Here is an 18,373-nt window from a genome sequence, read left to right as displayed (position 1 = left end):
GAGACCGCATACCAGTAAATGATATGCGGTCTTATTTTATTATTTAGGAGATGATCAGGGAAATTTCATGCCGGATTACTGCGCAGGATCTTCATCATCAAAGAATTCTTCTACAGTATCTTCAGCTGATTCAGAAGTCTCTTTGACAGCCTCCTTAGCAATCTCGGAAAGATCGGTAAAGGAAGTATGGGCACTCTGATTATCAGCAACGGATTTCACGGTGTCCTTTACCTGCTGGACGGAGTCGGTGATCACTTCCTTGGCCTTATGGAAAGCCTCTGTGGCAAGAGCCTCTGCCTTATCAAGATTTAAGGAAACATAGGAACGCTCCTTAGAAGAAGTGAGATCCTCGTCCAGGTCTTCGCTGAAATCGTCAAAATCATCATCAGTATCATCACCGGCTTCAGGATGGGTAATGATATCCTTCTTCTGGAGATAGGAATAAGCACCATAGGCGGCACCGGCAACTAAAGCGCTGCAAAGTAAAAATTTACCAAAACTCTTAGACATCGAAAAACTCCTTTCAAGATCACTTATAGAATAACAACATTCTAATACTATTTTGCAGGATTGAAAAGAGAATATAAGCAAAAAACAGGAAAAAACCGAAGTTTTATAGACAACAGGAATTGCGAAGCGCATGAAAATATGATATATTTAATTTCGACTAGAAAGGTCAATGGGGAGAACGGGGGTTATATGAACGATAAATTTTTTGATCTCAAAAAAGAGAAACAGGATCGTATGATCAATGCTGCATTGAAGGTGTTTGCGGGGAACGGGTATGAGCATGCCAGTACAGATGAGATCGTAAAGGAGGCAGGCATCAGCAAGGGACTGCTCTTTCACTACTTTATCAGCAAGATCGGATTGTATACGTTTGTATATGATTACAGTGTGAAGTATCTTCTGCTGGAGCTGAATACCGGTGTGGATAAGGAAGAAACTGATTTTTTTAAATTGACTAGACAGATCAAAAACTGTGAGCTGCAGGTCATGCGCACCTATCCTTACCTGATCCGGTTCTTAAGTGAAAGCGGCAGAGAGCAGAACAGTGAGGCACTTGAAGCTACCAGGGAGAAGCGGGTATACCTTGGGAAACAGTATGACAGACTACTTGAAAGGACAGAGAATACGTCCCTGCGGGATGGGATCAGCATGGATCAGCTGAAGAAGATGGTGCAGCTTACACTGGACGGGCTGATGGCAGAAGCCTTTTTTGAGGGCTCCTTCCAGCCGGAGCGTTACATGGAGGATGCACTGGGGTATCTGCTGCTTTTAGAAAGGCTTTGTGTCAGGGAGGCATAGAATGAAAGAAACTTTGTATACGATACCACTCAATGATGCTGTCAATGCCAATGATGAATGTCCTTTCTGCTATATTGAAAGAGAGGTAGAGCAGGATCTGATGGACTTTGTGCTGGGCAGTGGATCCTCTTATATGGAAAGTGACGTAAGGGGAGAAACGGATAAGGCAGGCTTTTGCCGGGCACATTTCAAAAAGATGTTTGATTATGGCAACACTCTTGGAAATGCCTGGATACTGAAAACGCATTATATGAAAATCAACCGGGATATGAAGGAGCAGTTTAAGCACTTTACACCGGGAAAGAGTTCCTTTGCCAGCAGATTCAGGAAAACGCCGGAGGAGGAAAACAGCATCAGCGCCTGGGTGAAGCAGATAGAAGGCTCCTGCTATATCTGTAACCGGTTTGCAGATACCTATGACAGATATATGGATACCTTTTTCTATATGTATAAGAGGGATGAGGAATTCCGTAAGAAGATAAAGGAAGGCAAGGGGTTCTGCCTGCACCATTTCGGGGATCTCTGCGAAGCCGGGGAAACCAGGCTTTCTGATAAGGAGAAAAAAGAATTTTATGACGATATGTTTGCTCTGATGGAGCGCAATATGGAAAGGCTTCAGGAGGATGTCAACTGGCTGGTAGAGAAATTTGATTACCGGAATAAGGATGCCGACTGGAAGAATTCCAGGGATGCTGTACAGCGCGGCATGCAGAAGCTGAAGGGCGGATACCCCGGGGATCCCGTTTATAAGATGAATAAATAAAGGATCCCAAGGATAAAGCTTGTGAAAATACCGTAGAGAATGACGGGACCGGCAATCGTAAAGATCTTGCAGCCGATACCAAAGACCTGCCCTTCCTTCTGATATTCAATGGCAGGGGCAGCAACGGAATTGGCAAACCCGGTGATAGGTACAAGGGCGCCGGCACCTCCAAATTTTACAAGAGGGGCATACAGGCCAAAGCCCGTTAAAAGGGCACTGACAAGGACAAGACTGATGGAGCAGAAGCTCCCGGCCATGTCCTTTTCCATTTGCAGGGTATTTTTTGCGTAATCAAGGAGCAGCTGCCCCAGGGTACAGATGAGCCCGCCGGTCAGAAATGCCTTCAGCATCTGTAAAATTAAATTGTGACAGGGGGTAACCTTTTTTACATAACTGGCATAATCCTTTTCCAGTGAGAGCTGTTCTTCTGACTTCTTTTCTTCCATAGCGATTGATCTCCATAATATTCATTTGTATTTCAGTATGTGCATTTTTGTAAAAAATATGTAAAGGAATATTTAGCTTAACTTAAGATTCTGGAAAAGAATGTGCCTTGTAGATTAACAGGGCAGATGCTACAATGATAGAAACAAATGAGAAATGAAGGTTAACTGGTATGGTCAATTTTGCGGGGATGGAATTTATATTCTATTTTTTTCCTGTTTTTTTACTGATATATCATCTGATCCCCATAAAATATAAGGATGTAGTTCTGCTTCTTGGCAGTTATCTTTTCTATGCATCAGGGGATCTGAAATATGTTCTTCTGCTTCTTTTGCTGACTCTTTGTAATTACTTTATGGGACAGCAGATCCATAAGCTTTCCGAAGGCTATAAAATGCATAGCTGGCAAAGGACAGAGAGGAAAAAAAAGCTTGCGTTCATTATCAGTCTGGATGTCACAGTGCTTCTTGTTTTCAAGATGCTTGCGGTTTTCGTGGACAGCAGCCTGTTTCCTCTTGGACTCAGCTTTTACCTGTTTAAGATGATCTCCTTTCAGGTAGATTATTACAGAGGGGAGATTTTCGAAAAGACATCATTCCTGTCAGTTGCTGTGTATTTTTCCCTGTTTCCCCAGGTGATCTCTGGTCCGATCATGCGCTATAATGAAGGAACTGAGCCGCAGAACAGAATTTACTGTCTTTCACAGCTTGAGGACGGCATGAAGTATTTTGCAGCGGGACTTGGCATGAAGGTACTGCTGGCAGACCGGCTGGCGATTCTGTGGAATGATCTGCAGATGATCGGCTATCAGAGTATTTCAACGCCGCTGGCATGGCTTGGGGCAGCAGGCTATTCCCTACAGTTATATTTTGACTTCTGGGGTTATTCCCTGATGGCATCCGGTATACTGGTATGTCTGGGCTTTGATTTTATTGAAAACTTTCATCATCCTTATGCATCAGGCAGTATAGGAGAGTTTTACCGGAGATGGCATATGACACTTGGGAGGTTTTTCAGGGATTATGTGTATATTCCGCTTGGAGGAAGCAGATGCAGGAAGAATAGGTTGATCCTGAATCTTATGATCGTATGGCTGATCACGGGACTGTGGCATGGAAACGGGCTGAATTACCTGCTGTGGGGCGCTGTGCTTGGTCTGTTTATCATGCTGGAAAAGCTGTTTTATGGGGAAAGGCTGAAAAAGCTTCCGGTGCTCCGGAATCTGTATGTTCTGTTTCTGATCCCGTTGACGTGGGTGATTTTTGCGATCACAGATCTGCACCAGCTTCTGATTTATTTTGGCAGGCTTTTCCCGGTATTTGGCGGCACAGGCATTGCAGTGAATACTGGAGATTTCCTGAAATATGCAGGAACCTATGGAAAGCTTTTCCTGGCAGGTGGACTGCTCTGTATTCCGGGTGTTTTTGATTTCCTGGAAAAGCACAGAAAGAATCCGTTCGTGATCGCAGGACTTCTGCTGATCTTCTGGTATTCGGTTTATTTTATGGCAAGCAGTGGAGAAAATCCATTTTTATATTTTCAGTTTTAAGGTGAGCAGGGATGAAACATTTGAAGGAAAGTCCGTTTTTCTTTTTGCTTTTGTTGTCGGGTATTTTATTTACCATACTGGCAGCGATCGGGAAAAATAACATATACCGGGATCAGCAGTATCATCCGGAAAAGGGACCGCTTCTGTCGATTCTGTTTACTGCCATGAATGAGGACATTTATCCCTGGCAGTTATTTACAGACGGGCAGGCGGTTGAGACAGAGGGCAGTGCTGCCAATCCGACAGAGGATAACCAGAATGGACAAAACGAAGGCCAAGCATCTGAAAGCGGTCAAAACACCGATGACACCTCTGACAGTGCAAAAGATACAGGTGAAGGAAACGACACAGCTTCTGGCAGTGATTCCGCAGCAGGAAATAGTACTGTCAGTGGAAATAACGCTGCACAGGAAAAGGAAGATGATGCTGCCGGTGGTATGCCACAGGAGGAGCCACCTTACGGTGAGAACAGACCGGAGCCTTTAAGAGGCAGTACGGAGGAAGAGTATTTAAGCCATATCTCAGCCGATATTTATGGAGATGCAGGAGTGCAGAAGGCTGCAGAATATCCTTTTGTGGCGGTAGATGAGAGCTACTTTGATGATGCCCTGTTTATCGGTGATTCCAGAACGGTCGGGCTCCATGATTATACAGATCTGTCGGAGCATGCGGATTTTCTCTGTAAGACATCGCTGACGATCTATAAGGTACTGGATGAGAATTTCAAGGACATGGGAACAGTAGAAGAGGTTCTCAAGAAAAAGCAGTATGGAAAGATCTATATCATGGTTGGTATCAATGAGCTTGGAAGAGGAACCACAGAGGATTTCATGGCAAAGTATACGGAGGTCGTGGACACGCTGCATGAGTGGGATCCGGATGCCAGGATCATCATTCAGGGCATTATGAAGGTGAGTAAAAAGAAGGATACAGAGGATAAAGTCTTCAATAACAGCAATATAACAGGAAGAAATCATGCCATTGCCACGCTGGCAGATAATTATCATATCTTTTATATTGATATGAATGAGGCGGTCTGTGATGAGGAAGGAAATCTGAATGCGGAATATACCCATGATCAGATCCATCTGCTTGGTATGTACAATGACCTTTGGAAGGATTTCCTGATGACGAAGGGAATCAGCGGATAGAAGGTACCGGAACTGCAGGATTTGTATTTCCGTGTATAAAAACCTCCAGATCAGAAAAACTACTAGAAAAGTAATTTGATCTGGAGGTTTTTTATGGACAGCTGGAAAGGTGCATTTTTTGAACAGGGAAGGCAGAGCATTAAAATTCCTGTGCCGGTTTATATCAGGGCAAGTGCCAGTATAGCAGGGAGCAAGGAGGGAGATGGACCCCTTGGCGATCTGTTTGATATGGTTGGAGTAGATGATAAATTTGGCAGTAATACATGGGAAGAAGCAGAAAGCACTCTGCAGAAGGAGACACTGCAGCTTGCCATAGGGAAGGCAGGGCTCAGTGGTGAGGATATCCGTTTCCTGCTTGCCGGGGATCTTTTGGCACAGTCCATGGCAAGCAGCTTTGGCCTTGCATCCTTCCAGATCCCGCTGATCGGCTTGTATGGAGCCTGTTCCACCTGTGGACTTTCCCTGGCCATGGCTGCGGCCCTGATTGTTGGCGGAATGGCACAGTATGTGGCCAGTGTGACATCCAGTCATTTTGCCAGTGCAGAAAAGGAGTTCCGTTACCCGCTTGGATATGGAAATCAGAGACCCCTGTCAGCCACCTGGACAGTAACGGGAAGTGGTGCCTTTATCTTGAGCAGCCTGAAGGGGAAAAAAGACAGAGCAGTGATCACAGGGCTTACGATAGGAAAGATCGTGGATCTTGGGATGAAGGATTCCATGAATATGGGAGCATGTATGGCACCGGCAGCATCGAGCCTAATCTGTCAGCATTTTGCAGACTTTGGAAGAACACCGGAGGATTATGACCAGATCATAACAGGTGATCTTGGCCTTGTAGGCCAGCGGGTGCTTCTGGATATGCTGGCTGAGAAAGGCTTTGACCTATCCGGAAAGCATATGGACTGCGGCATTGAGATCTATGATGAGAAGCAGGATGCCCACGCAGGAGGAAGCGGCTGTGGCTGCAGTGCAGTGGTACTGTCAGCGCTGATCTTAAAGAAGCTGGAGGAGGGCGAATGGAAAAGGGTGCTTTTTGTCCCTACAGGAGCGCTTTTAAGCAAGACCAGCTTCAATGAAGGCAAAAGCATACCGGGAATTGCCCACGCACTGGTGCTGGAGAGATGCTCGTAAGGGTGCTGGAAGGGAAAACGGAATGAAGAAAACAGGAAAGGGTATTATAAAACGTGTAGGCACCAGTCAAAATGGACATTGGGAAATACTCATGATACAATAAGTTCAGATACGAATCGAGCTGTATCGGAAAGAGGACTTATATATTGAAAAAAGCAGGAAAAAGAATCGGAATTATCATACTGGTGATTCTGCTGATCGTGGCAGCTTATCTGGTCTATGTCATGGTGTCCTATCACAGGCTGCCGGACAAGCTGACTCTTGAGGTCAACAGAACAGGGAATCAGGCAGCCTTTGAGGAGGATCGTCAGGTAGAGGTTGGAAAGTATTACTGGATCATGACCTATAATATTGGTTTTGGGGCTTACCGGAATGACTACAGCTTCTTTATGGACGGGGGCAGGAGCTCCTGGGCGAAGGACGAGGAGAGCGTGACTGCCGGCATCTGTGGAATGGGAGATATCGTAAATACAGTTAATCCTGATTTCGTGCTTATGCAGGAGGTAGATATTGATGGAACCAGATCCTATCATGTGAATGAGCTGGAGCTGATGAATCAGTTTGTGACAGGCTATTATTACACCTTTGCTGAGAATTATGATTCTCCATTTTTGTTTTTCCCGCCGTGGGAGCCTCATGGTGCCAATCAGGCAGGAATCGTGACCTATTCGCGCAGCGAGATCACAGATACGATGAGAAGAAGCCTTCCTATTTCCCAGTCCTTCAGCAGGTTCCTGGATCTGGACAGATGCTATTCCATTTCAAGGATCCCTCTGGAAAACGGAAAGAGCCTCTGTCTTTATAATGTACATCTTTCTGCATACGGGGCAGATGCTTCCGTCAGGGACGGACAGCTTGCCATGCTCTACGAGGATATGAAAGCAGACTATAAGGAAGGAAATTATATCATCTGTGGCGGTGATTTTAACCATAACATGAAACAGACTGTTATAGAAAATACGGATGAATGGGCACAGCCCTTCCCGAGGGAATCACTGCCGGAGGGCTTTAGGCTTGCCATTGACTCTGCCAAGGCAGAAGACATAGAGCATAACAGCTGCAGGGATGCAGGAGAGCCTTATCAGGAAGGACAGACACAGACCTATACCCTGGATGGATTTATTGTTTCTGACAATGTTGGCGTAAATTATTATACCAATATGGACTGGCGTTATGAGCTTTCTGACCATGATCCGGTATTAATGCAGTTTATGCTTCTGAAATCAGAATAAAAGAAGAGAAAAATGACATACTAGTCTTCAGAAAAAGGAAGGTAATGGTATGTCATCAAAGGTTTTATATTTAAAAGCAGAACAGAATGTGGAGGTAATGCAGGCACAGGTATGTGTAAAGGACATTGCCTCCGTTTACTGTTCTGACAGTAGCATCACTTCCAAGGTGAAGGCACTTAAGATTTATCAGTTTCAGGAGGAGAAAAGAAAACGACAGGTGATCAGCATTCTACGTGTGATCGAGCTGATCGAAAAGGAATGCCCGGCCGTTACAGTGGAGAGCGTAGGAGAAAATGCAACATTGATCGAACTGGTCAATGCGGGCCGACACAAAACCATGGCGCAGACGGTCAGACTGATTTTTGTCATGCTGATCAGTTTCTTCGGAACAGGCTTTACTATTATGGCATTTCACAATGACATCAGCATCAACAGGCTTTTTTCCAGGGTATATGAACAGGTCATGGGATATACGCCGCAGGGATATACCATTCTGGAGATTGCCTATTCCCTTGGACTCGCAGTAGGGATCATCATATTCTTCAATCATATTGGGGGCAGACGGCTGACAAAGGATCCCACGCCGATCGAGGTGGAAATGCGTGTATATGAAACAGATGTCAATAAGGCACTGATCGAAACGGCAGACAGGGAGGGCAAGACCATTGATGCTTCCTGATCAGATCCTTCTGGGGATATTTGGGTTTTCCTTTGGCCTGCTTTCCTCGGCAGGGGTATTTACCGTGCTTTCTTCTGTAGGGCTGATACCCAGGTTTGCTGGAAGGATGCATGTGGCAGATAAAGTATTTGCGCTGGAGGAGGCAGTGATTCTTGGCACGGTTTTCGGGTGCATTGCCAGTGTGTTCCCGGACTGCCTTCAGGCAGGAAGCTATCTGCTGTCCAGGGAACCCTTCGGGGAAGCTACAGCAGCAGTAGTCAGAGTGGCTGGAACAGTGTTTCTATGCTTTTACGGATTTTTTTCGGGGAGCTTTATCGGATGCCTGGCATTTGCCATTGCGGAGATGCTGGATTCCATTCCCATTTTTGCAAGGAGAATGGGGTTCCGGCATGGTCTTGGGATTGCCATAGCGGCAGCTGCTTTTGGTAAGCTCCTTGGCAGTCTGTTTTATTTTTCCAGACAGATCTTTCTGTCCGGGATGTAATAGTATTGAAAAAAGCAGAAAAGTTGATTAAAATGGATGTGCACATGTAAAGGAGGTGTGGAGATGCGTTCTATGGAATTCAAGATGGAGCGTCCGGGACTTTTGAAGGAAGGCGATCAGATCACAGTGACAGAGGGTGTTCTGCCAAGTAATTACTATTATACGATAGATCCTTCCCTTGCAATGTCACCCAATATTCCTTTCCGTGAGAGACTAAGGACAAGAGAAGGACGTGTCAGCGCTGTCATCCAGAATGAAAGAGGCTACTACGTCACCGCAGAATTTGATGAGTAGAGAAGGAGAGAAAAACATGTTACAGAAGATTTCAACAGATAAGGCACCTGCAGCGATCGGACCCTATTCCCAGGGAATTATTGCAAACGGTATGTTATATGCATCCGGTCAGATTCCGATCATTCCATCTACAGGAGAGCTGGAGACAGGGGATATCATTGCACAGGCAAAGCAGGCCATCGAAAATGCAGGAGAGATACTGAAGGCAGCAGGCACGGATTATGAGCATGTGGTAAAGACCACCTGCTTCCTTGCGGATATGGCAGATTTTGCAGCCTTCAACTGTGTATATGAGAAATACTTTACCGGGAAGCCGGCAAGAAGCTGTGTAGCCGTAAAGCAGCTTCCGAAGAACGTGCTCTGCGAAGTAGAAGTGATCGCCGCCCTGGAAGATTAAGTGATGACGGAGAAAAATGTGATTCTGATCGGGATGCCGGGAGCAGGCAAGAGTACCGTTGGGGTGGTGCTTGCCAAGAAGCTCGGGTATTCCTTTACTGATTCTGACCTGGTGATTCAGGAACAGACAGGAAGGCTTCTCTATCAGCTGATCGAGGCATATGGAGAAGAGGGATTTCTTGAAATTGAAAATAAGATCAATGCCACGCTTGTTCTGTCAGGTCATGTGATCGCTACAGGAGGCAGCGTGGTATACGGAGAAGAGGCCATGGAGCATCTGTCAGAGATCGGATGCGTGGTGTATCTGAAGCTTTCCTATAAGGAGCTGACAGAACGTCTTGGGGATCTGCATAAAAGGGGTGTGGTCCTGAAGGAAGGATATACACTGGAAGACCTTTACCGGGAAAGAGTTCCGCTCTATGAAAAATGGGCGGATATCACCATCACCTGTGATGGAAGGAATATCCGGGATATTGTAGAGGAGATCAGTGAAAAATACTTGAAGGAGTCATGGCAGCAATGAAAAAAGGTTCACTGAAAAGCAGTCTGTTTCTGTTTCTGGCAGCATTTATCTGGGGTGTTGCCTTTGTCGCACAGAGCGTCGGGATGGATTACATGGGTCCCTTCAGCTTTAACGGAGCCAGATTTATCCTTGGCGCCCTGGTATTGTTACCGCTTGTAGCCATAAGAAGGCAGAAGGCCATAAAGGAAGGAAAGGAAGGCGCACCCTTTGGGGTTACGCTGAGGGGTGGTATTCTCTGTGGTATTGCTCTTGGCAGTGCGGCACTGTTCCAGCAGTTTGGAATCATGTATACCACAGTAGGAAAGGCAGGATTTATCACTACACTGTATATTATTCTGGTGCCGATCGCCAGTATTTTCCTTGGGAAAAAGGCCAGTGGAAAGGTATGGATCGGGGCGGCTCTGGCAGCTGTCGGCATGTATCTGCTCTGTATGACAGAGACACTAAAGCTTTCAAGGGGAGATCTGCTTGTATTTATCTGTGCCCTGATCTTTACCGTACATATTCTGGTGATCGACCATTTTGCAGAAAAGGTGGATGGCGTGGAGCTTTCCTGTCTGCAGTTTCTGGTAGCGGGTGTGATCGGATGGAGCGGAGCCATTTTATTTGAACATCCTGTACTGTCTGACTTTATAGCAGGCATCGTACCGCTTGCCTATGCGGGAATTTTATCCTGTGGCGTGGCATATACGCTGCAGATCATAGGGCAGAAGGATCTGGATCCTACAGTGGCATCCCTGATCCTGAGCATGGAATCTGTATTCTCCGTTCTGGCAGGCTTCGTGCTCCTGCACCAGACACTGAGCCTGCAGGAGCTGTCTGGATGCATACTTGTATTTGCGGCAGTGATTCTGGTACAGCTGCCGGATAAAAAGAAAAAATAAGGATATGCTATATTCCAGCAGAAAGTGTTCCGGGTATGTGTCCGGGAAGTACCGGATGGAGATACGGACAGAAAGGATTTCAGGTATGGAATATAGCAAAGCATTTCTTATAGGTGGAGGGATCTGTGCCCTTGTGCAGATCCTGATGGAAAAAACAAAGCTGATGCCGGGAAGGATCATGGTGCTGCTGGTATGTCTTGGAGCAGTCCTTTCCTTTTTGGGCATTTATGATCCCTTTGTGGAATTTGCCGGTGCCGGGGCATCAGTTCCGCTTCTTGGGTTTGGACACGTTCTGATGAACGGAGTAAAGGAAGCCATAGGTGAGGACGGGATCATGGGATTATTTACAGGGGGCTTCCGGGCCGGAGCAGCAGGCTGCAGTGCAGCATTGATCTTCGGATATCTGGCAAGTCTCATTTTTAAACCGAAAATGAAAAAATAAGACAGGGAGGCAGCTACACATGATAAAGGAAAGGCTTGGAAAACTTAGAGAAGTGATGAAACAGGAAGGCGTGCAGTGTCTTGTGATCCCCACCTCAGACTATCATAATAGTGAGTATGTCAGTGAGTATTTTATGGCAAGAAAGTACTTCAGTGGCTTTACCGGATCGGCAGGGACACTGGTGGTAGCAGAGGATCAGGCAGCACTTTTTACGGATGGACGCTATTTTATCCAGGCAGCCAGAGAGCTTTCTTGCAGTGATATCACACTGATGAAAATGGGTGAGCCCGGTGTGCCTGCGGTGAAGGACTATATAAAAGAAATCCTGAAAAAAGGGCAGAAGCTTGGCTTTGACGGCAGAGTGGTCACAGCCGGAGAGGGAGAAGCGTACGAAAAGCTGGCAGAGGCTGCAGAAGGACGGGTCGTGTATGACAGAGATTTCTGCGGCATGGCATGGGAAGGAAGAACGCAGCTCGCCTTTACCCCTGTATATCAGCTTTCTGAAGCCTATAGCGGAGAGTCCTGCGAGGGCAAGCTTGCAAGACTTCGTGAAAAAATGAAGGAGAAGGGGGCAGAGATCCATTATCTGACCACGCTGGATGATATCGCATGGCTGTTTAACCTCCGTGCGGATGACGTGGAAAGCTGCCCTGTGCTCCTTTCCTATGCGGCGATCACAGAAACAGAAAGCTATCTGTTTGCCGGGGAGAAGGCATTTTCAGAGGAGATCAGGGAATATCTTGCGAAGAACCATATTATCCTAAAGCCTTATGAGAGCTTTTATGATTTTGTGGCAGCAAGAGGGATGGAAAATAAAGAGGAGAAGATCCTCGTGTGCAAGAACCGGATCAATTACCGGCTGTTAAAGGAGCTTCCGGAGAAGAGACTGATCGACAGTCCAAATCCTACCACGAGGATGAAGGCCGTCAAGAATGAAACGGAGCAGGAAAATCTCAGGAAGGCACATCTGATGGATGGCATTGCCGTGACCCGTTTTATGTACTGGCTGAAGAAGAACGTCGGAAAGATCCCAATGGATGAGATCAGTGTGGCAGAGCATCTTAAAAGCCTGCGGGCACAGAATCCTTCCTTTATAGAGCCAAGCTTTGAGACTATCAGCGCTTACGGAGACAATGGTGCGATCATTCATTACAGCGCAAAGAAGGATGCCTGCAGTACGATTCAGGCGAAAGGCATGCTCATGGTAGACAGCGGCGGTCATTATTATGAAGGAACGACAGACATTACAAGAACTTTTATCCTGGGAGAGATCACAGAGGAAATGCGACAGCACTTTACGCTGGTAGCAAGGGCGGTCATGCGCCTGAAGAGCCTTCGGTTTCTGAAGGGCTGCAGGGGAACCAATCTGGATCTGGCAGCCAGGGAGGTTTTCTGGCAGCAGGGACTGGATTATAAGCACGGAACCGGTCACGGGGTAGGTTATCTTCTAAATGTCCATGAAGGACCAAACAGCTTCCGGTATAAGGAGCTTCCAGGCAGTGATAATGACTGGGAGTTTGAAGAGGGAATGGTGACGACAGATGAACCCGGTATTTATATAGAAGGAAGCCATGGCATCCGTACGGAAAATGAGCTGCTCTGCCGGAAGGGTGAGCAGAACGGATATGGTCAATTCATGCACTTTGAGGATCTGACCTATGTGCCCATTGACCTTGACGGTATCGATCCTGCGGCTATGGAAGAAAGTGAAAAGAAAACACTGAATGCATACCATAAATCAGTATATGAGAAGCTGTCTCCTTATTTTGAAGGGGAAGAGCTGGAATTCCTGAAGAAGGCAACAAGGGAAATCTGACCCGGCCGGAGGATGGAAGCGCCGGAGGAAAGAAATCAGATCTTTGCTTGACGGATATCTCTTTTTTTGATAAGGTTGTATCTAAAGGATTTTTCGGGGAACGGGATTCATACTCCGGGAAATCAGTAAATACATACGGAGGAGATTGAGATGAGTAAAGCAAATGTAACTGTCGGAGATTCAGGTATCTTCGATGCAAAGCAGCTTGGCGTTCCCAAAATGCTGATTCTTGGTGTACAGCATATGTTCGCAATGTTTGGAGCAACAGTTATCGTTCCCGCACTGACAGGTCTGGATGTTTCCACCACACTGTTATTCGCAGGACTCGGTACACTGTTGTTCCATTTTTTAGCTAAAGGAAAGGTACCTGCATTCCTGGGATCCTCCTTTGCCTTTATCGCAGGCTATGCAGCGATTGCCCCTAACGGAGAGAAGGAGCTTCTCCCTTACGCCTGCTTTGGTGTTGCCTGTTCCGCTGTCCTGTATCTGATCCTGGCAGCACTGATCAAGGCCTTTGGAACCTCCAAGGTTATGAAATTCTTCCCACCTATTGTAACCGGACCTATTATCATTGCCATCGGTCTGAACCTCTCCCAGTCAGCGATCAATAACTGTGCAGCTAACTGGTGGATTGCAGTACTTGCCATTGTTGTGGTCATTGCCTGCAATATCTGGGGGAAGGGCATGATCAGGATCATTCCCATTATCATGGGTGTTGTCGTATCCTATGCAGTCGCAGCCGTAACCGGAAATGTGGATTTCACACCGGTAAAGGAAGCAGCATGGATCGGTTTCCCGATTCACTATGAAAGCACAGTATTCTCTGTTTTAAAGGGTGGAGATACTTCCCTGCTGATCACAGCAGCTATTACCATCATGCCGATCGCACTGGCTACCATGGTAGAGCATATCGGTGATATGTCTGCGATCTCATCAACCGTAGGCAAAAATTATATCAAGGATCCCGGACTTCACAGAACACTTCTTGGAGATGGTCTTGCAACCATGCTGGCTTCCCTGTTCGGTGCACCAGCCAATACAACCTATGGTGAAAATACCGGTGTACTTTCCCTGACAAAGGTTTACGATCCCGCAGTGATCAGGATTGCTGCTGTGTTTGCCATTCTCTTCTCCTTCTCACCGAAGATCGAGGCAGTCATTTCCTGTATGCCGACAGCAACACTGGGCGGTGTTTCCCTGGTACTTTATGGTATGATCTCTGCAGTTGGTGTCCGTAACGTAGTTGAGAATCAGGTGGATTTCGCGAAGAGCCGTAACGTGATCATCGCTGCTCTGATCCTGGTGCTTTCCATTGGTATCAACTTCAGTGCAGCAGGAGCGATCTCCTTCAGCATCGGCGCAGTCACAGTAAATCTTTCCGGTCTTGCTGTAGGTGCACTGACAGGTATCATTCTGAATGCAGTCCTTCCGGGTAAGGATTACACGTTTGATGACGACGAGCCCTCTGATACCGGTGTAAACTTCGAGGTATAAGAAGCGGATACAGACAAAAAAGCCTTCCTTAGGCGGTACAAATTAGGGATTTTATATCTTTAAGAAAATCGGCATAGTTTAGTGATTACGATTACTGGACTATGCCGTTTTTATTGATGGGATGTCGATGTTTGAAATTCGCCGATACAATTCCAGATGATTTTGATTTTTTGAACTCTATGACTATCCACACGTTCTGCCTTGTACACGATAATCTTTTCTACAAACTCTCTGATAATCTCTGCGTCAAGCTCCTGAATATCAGTATATCGTCTTACCAGGTCTAAAAAGTGTTTGGTATTAAGAACTATATCTTTTTCTGTTGCAAGCTGTGATTTAAGATCTGCAATACGTGCTTCAAGCTGTTTCTGATCATTCTCGTAGCTGACACTCATTTTAGAGAATCTCTCGTCAGATATTTTCCCTCTATATTATCCTCATAGAGCTTTTGAATAATGGTATCAAGCTTTGAGATACGAGTGGTTGCCTGCTCCAGTTCACGTTTGCCCTCACGCTGGCTTTTATTTAATGCTGTTGCAGATTTGCTCATTGCCATTTCCACTAACTCATCTTCATGTTCTCTGGCATAAGCAGGAATGCGTCTGATTTCATCCAAAAGGACTTCCTCAACGACCACATTTCTTATCTGATGGGAAGAACATCCGCCTTTTATCTTACGGTATGTGGCACATACAAAATGCTCCTTGTCATGCTCCCATCCTCGATGCCTTACCTGATAGAGCTTTGCTCCACAATCTGCACAAAAGAGCATTCTGGATAAAACTGGCATTTCTCCCATAGGAGTGAGCCTTCGGCGTCCTTCACGGATACTCTGTACAATATCAAAGGTTTCCTGGTCGATAATAGCTTCGTGATGATTCTCAAATATCTGCCAATGTTCAGGGGCATTTTGCATCTGTTTCATTGACTCAATATTTGTCTATTATTTACTTTGATTGGCTATGACTCTCTGGCGATGGAGCAGGGCCTCCGTAGAAGGATTTTCATTAACTACACCATAACTTTAGCACAGACAGATATAGAAGTCAGTATAAAATCTCACATAATGTTATAGAGAATGATAAAAATATGTAAAAAGCAGTTTCATTTTCTCACTTTTTGTGCTAATATATTCTTTGTGTTTTATGTGATTATAGGAGAAATGACATGTTTGGAACACGATTAAAAGAATTACGTAAGAAAAATGGATATACACAGGTTACTTTAGCGGAAAAATTAGGAGTTTCCGAAGGCACTATCGCTATGTGGGAAGTAGGTAAGAGGAAGCCTGATTTTGAAACGCTTTGTACACTATCGGAACTATTTGATGTTCGGACGGATTATATATTAGGGCAATCGGATGATGCATCTTCTGCTACACTATCAGCGGAAGCTATTGAAAAATTAGGAAAATGGTCAACAGAGGATGAACTGATGGATCTTATTAAGCTCTATCTTTCAATAGATGATTATGGTAAGCAGACTGTGGATTATTTAATAAAAACCGAAGCCGAAAGGTGCAGAAATCAGGGAACATCTGAGGATGTAAGTGGAATAGATATTATGGTCACTTTCAGGTCATAACCCCCTATTGCATTTTGCGATTTTGCACACGATGGGGAACGGCGGTTCTACGCTAACTATATATAGGATTAGATGATTTTTACAATGAAGTAATAGATAGACACCTATCAAATACTTTTGAATAGTTTTTTTGAAAGGAACTACATCATATGGAACAAAAACATGATATCGTCCTCTATCAGATAGATGATACCAATGTCTGTGTCAGTGTATATTTTGAAAATGAGACATTCTGGCTTACCACAAAGGCTATGGCTGAGCTGTTTGGTGTCAAGTCTCAGGCTATCACAAAGCACTTGGGAAATATCTATGAAGAGGAAGAATTAACTCGTGAGGCAACTTGTTCCAAAAAGGAACAAGTTCAAATTGAAGGTGGTCGTGAGGTAAAACGTAATCTTGATTTCTATAATCTTGATGCAATTATTGCCGTAGGCTACCGTGTAAATTCAAAAAAAGCGACTAAATTCCGCCAGTGGGCTACCAAAACACTGAAAGAATATATTACAAAGGGCTTTGTGCTCAATGATGATATGCTCAAGAACGGAAAACCTTTTGGCAAAGATTACTTTGACGAATTGCTGGAGCGTATCCGTGAAATCCGTGCCAGCGAGCGCAGAGCTTATCAGAAAATCACAGATGTATTTGAACAGTGCAGCTATGATTATGATAAGAATAGCGAAACCACAAGAGCCTTTTATGCATTTGTGCAGAATAAGCTTCATTTCGCCGTTACCGGTCAGACTGCTGCTGAGCTGATATTTGACCGCGCCGATGCAGAAAGGCCTACTATGGGACTAACCACATGGAAGGATGCTCCGGATGGCAAGATATTAAAAAGAGATATTGTTGTTGCTAAGAATTATCTCAATGAGAAGGAAATGTCCCGCTTAAACAGGCTTGTTACAATGTTCATTGATTATGCTGAGCTTATGGCTGAGGATGAGATTCTCATGAGCATGCAGGACTGGGTAGATCAGACCAATCAATTTTTAAGCAACAACAGGCGTAAGGTTCTTGAGGGTAAAGGAAGAATATCCCATGAGCAGGCTATCGAAAAGGCTGCAAAGGAATATGATATCTTCCGTGTGCGTCAGGATCAGGAATATGTATCAGAATTTGATAAACAAACCGAAAAATATTTCAAGGGTGAATGGTAAACAGCCGAGGTGGTAACCTTTCGTTACTGCCTCGGTTGCAATTCTTAGCTGCCATAGTGCTACCTCCGATTTAGATTTTCTTTGCTTCATACCACTTGAAAACGTTATTTATAAATATTCTCTAAAAATCCCTTAGTAGCACCGCCTTTTCTGGGAGGCTGTTTTTGTGTTAGAATAGAGAACAGTAGATTACATACAGAAAGAGGCAGATTATGAAACAATTACCGGAAGTAAACCAGGATATCAGGAGCAGGCTGAAGGATATTACCTGCTTTGCCCTAGATATGGATGGAACCGTTTATCTTGGCACGAAATGGATCGAGGGTGCCGTGGACTTTTTGAAGGCAGTGGAGAAGGCTGGAAAGCAGTATATCTTCCTGACCAATAATTCCTCCAAGGGGCCTGAAAACTATGTGGAGAAGCTGGCAGCCATGGGACTTATTGTGACAAAGGACAGGATCGTGACCTCCGGACAGGCGACAATTTCCTATCTGAAGAAGCACTATCCGGGAAAAAGGGTGTATCTTCTTGGAAACGATCTTCTGCAAAGGGAATTTCAGGAGGAAGGGATCCTTCTTGCAGAAAATGATCCGGAGGTGGTCGTGACAGGCTTTGATACCTCGCTGACCTATGAAAAGCTGTGCAGGGTCTGTGATCATGTCAGGGCAGGGCTTCCTTATATTGCAACCCATCCAGATTACAACTGTCCTACGGAGGATGGCTTTATCCCGGATATCGGCTCTTTTCATGAACTGATCCATGCATCGGCGTTCCGCTACCCTGATCATGTGGTAGGCAAGCCCAGTGGGGATATTATGGACTATCTGGCCGGACGCGCAGGAACCTCCAGGGCAGAAACAGCTATGGTGGGGGATCGTTTATATACGGATGTGGCAGCAGGTGTCAATAACGGTTATACCGGGATACTGGTGCTGAGCGGTGAGGCAACATTGGCAGATGCAGAAGAAGCTGAGGTCACACCGGATCTGATCTTTACCTCGGTGAAGGAGATGATCCCTTTTTTATAGAAAGGTGCAGAAAA

Annotated in this window: 22 protein-coding genes; 18 read left to right on the top strand and 4 right to left on the bottom strand. The window is 45.4% G+C overall.

Annotated features, from left to right (window positions below):
- Nucleotides 1–75 precede the first annotated feature (75 nt).
- Nucleotides 76–510 carry a hypothetical protein gene (locus OCV77_RS04645; RefSeq protein WP_262573737.1) on the bottom strand — a complete coding sequence of 145 codons (435 nt, stop codon included), beginning with the start codon at nt 508–510 and terminating at the stop codon, nt 76–78.
- Nucleotides 511–699: 189 nt separating this feature from the next.
- On the opposite strand from OCV77_RS04645, the gene OCV77_RS04640 reads away from it, so the two are divergent.
- Both OCV77_RS04640 and OCV77_RS04635 read left to right on the top strand, forming a co-directional pair.
- Nucleotides 700–1,308: a TetR/AcrR family transcriptional regulator gene (locus tag OCV77_RS04640; RefSeq protein WP_118797489.1), complete on the top strand. Its 609-nt coding sequence runs from the start codon at nt 700–702 to the stop codon at nt 1,306–1,308.
- Between the two features lies 1 nt (nt 1,309).
- A complete protein-coding gene (locus OCV77_RS04635) occupies nt 1,310–2,071 on the top strand; it encodes a DUF6062 family protein (protein WP_262573734.1) in 762 nt (253 codons plus the stop codon).
- Here the strand turns inward: OCV77_RS04635 and OCV77_RS04630 are convergent.
- Nucleotides 2,053–2,517, bottom strand: coding sequence for a SpoVA/SpoVAEb family sporulation membrane protein (locus OCV77_RS04630; protein ID WP_118797491.1), 465 nt, complete (start codon nt 2,515–2,517; stop codon nt 2,053–2,055). The two genes, OCV77_RS04635 and OCV77_RS04630, sit on opposite strands and share 19 nt — an antisense overlap.
- Nucleotides 2,518–2,687: 170 nt before the next feature.
- Here OCV77_RS04630 and OCV77_RS04625 point away from each other — a divergent pair, with 170 nt between their 5' ends.
- The 13 genes from OCV77_RS04625 (at nt 2,688) to OCV77_RS04565 (ending at nt 14,590) form a co-directional block, all read left to right on the top strand.
- On the top strand, nt 2,688–4,064 hold the full coding sequence (locus OCV77_RS04625; protein WP_262573731.1) for an MBOAT family O-acyltransferase: 1,377 nt from the start codon (nt 2,688–2,690) through the stop codon (nt 4,062–4,064).
- An 11-nt stretch (nt 4,065–4,075) separates the two neighbouring features.
- Nucleotides 4,076–5,215 (top strand): GDSL-type esterase/lipase family protein, encoded by a 1,140-nt coding sequence (locus OCV77_RS04620; protein WP_262573728.1) that lies wholly within the window; start codon nt 4,076–4,078, stop codon nt 5,213–5,215.
- 93 nt (nt 5,216–5,308) lie between these two features.
- Nucleotides 5,309–6,346 carry a stage V sporulation protein AD gene (locus tag OCV77_RS04615; RefSeq protein WP_262573726.1) on the top strand — a complete coding sequence of 346 codons (1,038 nt, stop codon included), beginning with the start codon at nt 5,309–5,311 and terminating at the stop codon, nt 6,344–6,346.
- Between the two features lie 146 nt (nt 6,347–6,492).
- Complete coding sequence (locus OCV77_RS04610) at nt 6,493–7,578, top strand: endonuclease/exonuclease/phosphatase family protein (RefSeq protein ID WP_262573723.1); 1,086 nt, start codon at nt 6,493–6,495, stop codon at nt 7,576–7,578.
- A 49-nt stretch (nt 7,579–7,627) separates the two neighbouring features.
- Nucleotides 7,628–8,257 (top strand): stage V sporulation protein AA, encoded by a 630-nt coding sequence (locus OCV77_RS04605; protein ID WP_262573719.1) that lies wholly within the window; start codon nt 7,628–7,630, stop codon nt 8,255–8,257.
- Entirely contained in the window at nt 8,247–8,741 is a 495-nt protein-coding gene (locus OCV77_RS04600) for a stage V sporulation protein AB (RefSeq protein WP_262573876.1), read from the top strand. Before OCV77_RS04605 ends, OCV77_RS04600 begins: the two co-directional genes overlap by 11 nt.
- 63 nt (nt 8,742–8,804) lie before the next feature.
- On the top strand, nt 8,805–9,035 hold the full coding sequence (locus OCV77_RS04595) for a hypothetical protein (protein WP_262573717.1): 231 nt from the start codon (nt 8,805–8,807) through the stop codon (nt 9,033–9,035).
- A gap of 16 nt (nt 9,036–9,051) precedes the next feature.
- On the top strand, nt 9,052–9,432 hold the full coding sequence (locus OCV77_RS04590) for a RidA family protein (RefSeq protein ID WP_262573715.1): 381 nt from the start codon (nt 9,052–9,054) through the stop codon (nt 9,430–9,432).
- A 3-nt stretch (nt 9,433–9,435) separates the two neighbouring features.
- Complete coding sequence (locus OCV77_RS04585; protein WP_262573712.1) at nt 9,436–9,954, top strand: shikimate kinase; 519 nt, start codon at nt 9,436–9,438, stop codon at nt 9,952–9,954.
- Nucleotides 9,951–10,838 (top strand): DMT family transporter, encoded by an 888-nt coding sequence (locus tag OCV77_RS04580; protein ID WP_262573710.1) that lies wholly within the window; start codon nt 9,951–9,953, stop codon nt 10,836–10,838. The genes OCV77_RS04585 and OCV77_RS04580 overlap by 4 nt, the downstream gene beginning before the upstream one ends.
- Before the next feature lie 85 nt (nt 10,839–10,923).
- A complete protein-coding gene (locus tag OCV77_RS04575) occupies nt 10,924–11,280 on the top strand; it encodes a SpoVA/SpoVAEb family sporulation membrane protein (protein WP_262573874.1) in 357 nt (118 codons plus the stop codon).
- A gap of 19 nt (nt 11,281–11,299) precedes the next feature.
- On the top strand, nt 11,300–13,096 hold the full coding sequence (locus tag OCV77_RS04570) for an aminopeptidase P family protein (protein WP_262573708.1): 1,797 nt from the start codon (nt 11,300–11,302) through the stop codon (nt 13,094–13,096).
- 150 nt (nt 13,097–13,246) lie between these two features.
- Complete coding sequence (locus tag OCV77_RS04565) at nt 13,247–14,590, top strand: uracil-xanthine permease family protein (protein WP_262573706.1); 1,344 nt, start codon at nt 13,247–13,249, stop codon at nt 14,588–14,590.
- Nucleotides 14,591–14,700: 110 nt separating this feature from the next.
- Here the strand turns inward: OCV77_RS04565 and OCV77_RS04560 are convergent, their stop codons facing one another.
- Together OCV77_RS04560 and OCV77_RS04555 are read right to left on the bottom strand one after the other, a co-directional pair.
- The gene (locus OCV77_RS04560) at nt 14,701–14,985 is read right to left on the bottom strand and encodes a DUF4368 domain-containing protein (RefSeq protein ID WP_262573704.1); all 285 of its coding nucleotides are present in this window, start codon (nt 14,983–14,985) and stop codon (nt 14,701–14,703) included.
- Nucleotides 14,982–15,515, bottom strand: a complete 534-nt coding sequence (locus OCV77_RS04555) for a recombinase family protein (RefSeq protein WP_262573701.1) — start codon at nt 15,513–15,515, stop codon at nt 14,982–14,984. Before OCV77_RS04555 ends, OCV77_RS04560 begins: the two co-directional genes overlap by 4 nt.
- Nucleotides 15,516–15,757: 242 nt before the next feature.
- Between OCV77_RS04555 and OCV77_RS04550 the strand changes: the two genes are divergently transcribed.
- From OCV77_RS04550 to OCV77_RS04540, 3 genes are all read left to right on the top strand, one after another.
- Nucleotides 15,758–16,174, top strand: coding sequence for a helix-turn-helix domain-containing protein (locus OCV77_RS04550; RefSeq protein ID WP_262573699.1), 417 nt, complete (start codon nt 15,758–15,760; stop codon nt 16,172–16,174).
- 149 nt (nt 16,175–16,323) lie between these two features.
- Complete coding sequence (locus OCV77_RS04545) at nt 16,324–17,331, top strand: virulence RhuM family protein (RefSeq protein ID WP_262573698.1); 1,008 nt, start codon at nt 16,324–16,326, stop codon at nt 17,329–17,331.
- Between the two features lie 212 nt (nt 17,332–17,543).
- On the top strand, nt 17,544–18,359 hold the full coding sequence (locus OCV77_RS04540) for an HAD-IIA family hydrolase (protein ID WP_118797505.1): 816 nt from the start codon (nt 17,544–17,546) through the stop codon (nt 18,357–18,359).
- Nucleotides 18,360–18,373 lie beyond the last annotated feature (14 nt).

This window comes from Suilimivivens aceti, assembly GCF_025567405.1.
GTDB lineage: Bacteria > Bacillota > Clostridia > Lachnospirales > Lachnospiraceae > Suilimivivens > Suilimivivens aceti.
This window is presented reverse-complemented; position numbering and strand designations above follow the sequence as displayed.

Excerpts from the sequence above, each read along its gene's own strand:
- OCV77_RS04645 (WP_262573737.1), bottom strand. The coding sequence starts at position 510 with ATGTCTAAGAGTTTTGGTAAATTTTTACTTTGCAGCGCTTTAGTTGCC.
- OCV77_RS04640 (WP_118797489.1), top strand. The coding sequence starts at position 700 with ATGAACGATAAATTTTTTGATCTCAAAAAAGAGAAACAGGATCGTATG.
- OCV77_RS04635 (WP_262573734.1), top strand. The coding sequence starts at position 1,310 with ATGAAAGAAACTTTGTATACGATACCACTCAATGATGCTGTCAATGCC.
- OCV77_RS04630 (WP_118797491.1), bottom strand. The coding sequence starts at position 2,517 with ATGGAAGAAAAGAAGTCAGAAGAACAGCTCTCACTGGAAAAGGATTAT.
- OCV77_RS04625 (WP_262573731.1), top strand. The coding sequence starts at position 2,688 with ATGGTCAATTTTGCGGGGATGGAATTTATATTCTATTTTTTTCCTGTT.
- OCV77_RS04620 (WP_262573728.1), top strand. The coding sequence starts at position 4,076 with ATGAAACATTTGAAGGAAAGTCCGTTTTTCTTTTTGCTTTTGTTGTCG.
- OCV77_RS04615 (WP_262573726.1), top strand. The coding sequence starts at position 5,309 with ATGGACAGCTGGAAAGGTGCATTTTTTGAACAGGGAAGGCAGAGCATT.
- OCV77_RS04605 (WP_262573719.1), top strand. The coding sequence starts at position 7,628 with ATGTCATCAAAGGTTTTATATTTAAAAGCAGAACAGAATGTGGAGGTA.
- OCV77_RS04600 (WP_262573876.1), top strand. The coding sequence starts at position 8,247 with ATGCTTCCTGATCAGATCCTTCTGGGGATATTTGGGTTTTCCTTTGGC.
- OCV77_RS04595 (WP_262573717.1), top strand. The coding sequence starts at position 8,805 with ATGCGTTCTATGGAATTCAAGATGGAGCGTCCGGGACTTTTGAAGGAA.
- OCV77_RS04590 (WP_262573715.1), top strand. The coding sequence starts at position 9,052 with ATGTTACAGAAGATTTCAACAGATAAGGCACCTGCAGCGATCGGACCC.
- OCV77_RS04585 (WP_262573712.1), top strand. The coding sequence starts at position 9,436 with ATGACGGAGAAAAATGTGATTCTGATCGGGATGCCGGGAGCAGGCAAG.
- OCV77_RS04580 (WP_262573710.1), top strand. The coding sequence starts at position 9,951 with ATGAAAAAAGGTTCACTGAAAAGCAGTCTGTTTCTGTTTCTGGCAGCA.
- OCV77_RS04575 (WP_262573874.1), top strand. The coding sequence starts at position 10,924 with ATGGAATATAGCAAAGCATTTCTTATAGGTGGAGGGATCTGTGCCCTT.
- OCV77_RS04570 (WP_262573708.1), top strand. The coding sequence starts at position 11,300 with ATGATAAAGGAAAGGCTTGGAAAACTTAGAGAAGTGATGAAACAGGAA.
- OCV77_RS04565 (WP_262573706.1), top strand. The coding sequence starts at position 13,247 with ATGAGTAAAGCAAATGTAACTGTCGGAGATTCAGGTATCTTCGATGCA.
- OCV77_RS04560 (WP_262573704.1), bottom strand. The coding sequence starts at position 14,985 with ATGAGTGTCAGCTACGAGAATGATCAGAAACAGCTTGAAGCACGTATT.
- OCV77_RS04555 (WP_262573701.1), bottom strand. The coding sequence starts at position 15,515 with ATGAAACAGATGCAAAATGCCCCTGAACATTGGCAGATATTTGAGAAT.
- OCV77_RS04550 (WP_262573699.1), top strand. The coding sequence starts at position 15,758 with ATGTTTGGAACACGATTAAAAGAATTACGTAAGAAAAATGGATATACA.
- OCV77_RS04545 (WP_262573698.1), top strand. The coding sequence starts at position 16,324 with ATGGAACAAAAACATGATATCGTCCTCTATCAGATAGATGATACCAAT.
- OCV77_RS04540 (WP_118797505.1), top strand. The coding sequence starts at position 17,544 with ATGAAACAATTACCGGAAGTAAACCAGGATATCAGGAGCAGGCTGAAG.